Origin of the sequence: Megasphaera sp. AF13-6AC (assembly GCF_027685385.1) — a bacterium.
In the GTDB taxonomy this organism is placed as follows: Bacteria; Bacillota; Negativicutes; order Veillonellales; family Megasphaeraceae; genus Megasphaera; species Megasphaera micronuciformis.
This window is the reverse complement of the sequence record NZ_JAQCUN010000217.1, coordinates 1-1,388: the sequence shown is the minus strand read 5'-3', so window position 1 is coordinate 1,388 and position 1,388 is coordinate 1. Positions and strand designations below refer to the sequence as shown.

The following is a 1,388-nucleotide window of genomic DNA, read 5'->3' as shown; positions in this document are numbered from 1 at the left end:
TATGTCCGGTGAGGTCGACTTGGACGCATTTATTGAAAAAGCGTTGGCGGATGATAAGGAAGTCTATGTACCGAGATGTCTGGACAAGGGGAATATGGAAGGAGTACGCCTTTATGATTTAGGACAGACGGTTTTTGACCGCTACGGCATCCGCACAGCACCCGAGGGAGCTCCGACCTGTACTGCCGACGTACCGGACCTACTTATCATATCCGGCCTTGCCTTTGATAAAAATGGTTGCCGCTTGGGACGGGGAGCCGGGTTTTACGACCGATTTATTGCCGGTGCCCGGGCGTCTCAGGTAGTGGCCGTGGCCTTTGCCGCACAAATAGTGGAATACGTTCCGACGGAACCTCATGATCAGACCGTGTGCCGTATTGTGACGGAAAAAGAAATTATTCATGTATCGTAAAAACCCGGAGAGGGGGAGCTTTGTTGCGTCAAAAAAATATGCTTAAATTTTTCGGCGCCGTCATTATTATTATCGGCGTCTTCGTTACCTGCATTCGTCCGCTTGCCGAGTCGATTAAGCAAGGCTTGGATTTGCAAGGCGGGACTCATATCGTGCTGGAAGCCCAGGACACGCCGGATGCGCCTGTTACGGATGATTCCGTAAATCGGGCTGTGACTATCGTTGAACGGCGTATTAATGAAATGGGTTTGACTGAGCCGATTGTACAAAAAGAAGGGTCGCGACGGATTATTGTCGAATTACCCGGTGAAAAGAACCCGGAAAAGGCCATTGAAACCATCGGTAAGACGGCCGTTATGGAGTTTAAAGATGAATCGGGTACGACTCGTATGACCGGCAACGATTTGAAAAATGCCAAGGAACAGAAGGATAACGGCGGCAAAAATGTCGTTGCCATTGAGTTTACGGACGAAGGGGCTAAGAAGTTTGCCGACTTGACGGCAGCCAATGTAGGACACAAGATTTCCATTACTCTGGACGGCGACGTACTTACGGCGCCTGTCGTAAACGAAGCCATTACGGGCGGTAAGGCCGTAATTACGGGGAACAACTCGTTGGAAGAAGCGAAAAACCTGGCTATTCTCCTGCGTTCAGGCGCCCTTCCCGTACAGTTGAAGGTTCTCGAAGTTCGTACCATCGGGCCGAGCTTGGGGCAAGATTCGAAGGATAAGAGTGAACGGGCCTTTGCCATCGGCATCCTCTTGATTATGCTCTTTTTGGTCGTCGTTTATCGCATGTCCGGTGTTGTGGCTAACGTAGCCTTATTGGTCTATGTGCTCATTCTCCTGGCTATTTTAAAGTATTTGGATGCGACACTGACGCTCCCGGGGATTGCCGGCATTATCCTTTCCATGGGTTTTGCCGTTGATGCGAATATCCTTATATTTGAACGATTTAAAGAAGAAGTCCTTGTCGG

At 49.7% G+C, this 1,388-nt stretch carries 2 protein-coding genes; both read left to right on the top strand.

Annotated features, from left to right (window positions below):
* The coding region (locus PGX78_RS08295) for a 5-formyltetrahydrofolate cyclo-ligase (RefSeq protein ID WP_270446474.1) at positions 1 to 412 on the top strand (412 nt) is incomplete at its 5' end.
* A 38-nt stretch (positions 413 to 450) separates the two neighbouring features.
* Positions 451 to 1,388 (top strand): preprotein translocase subunit SecD (locus tag PGX78_RS08290; RefSeq protein ID WP_270446476.1); only part of this gene is annotated, 938 nt, incomplete at its 3' end.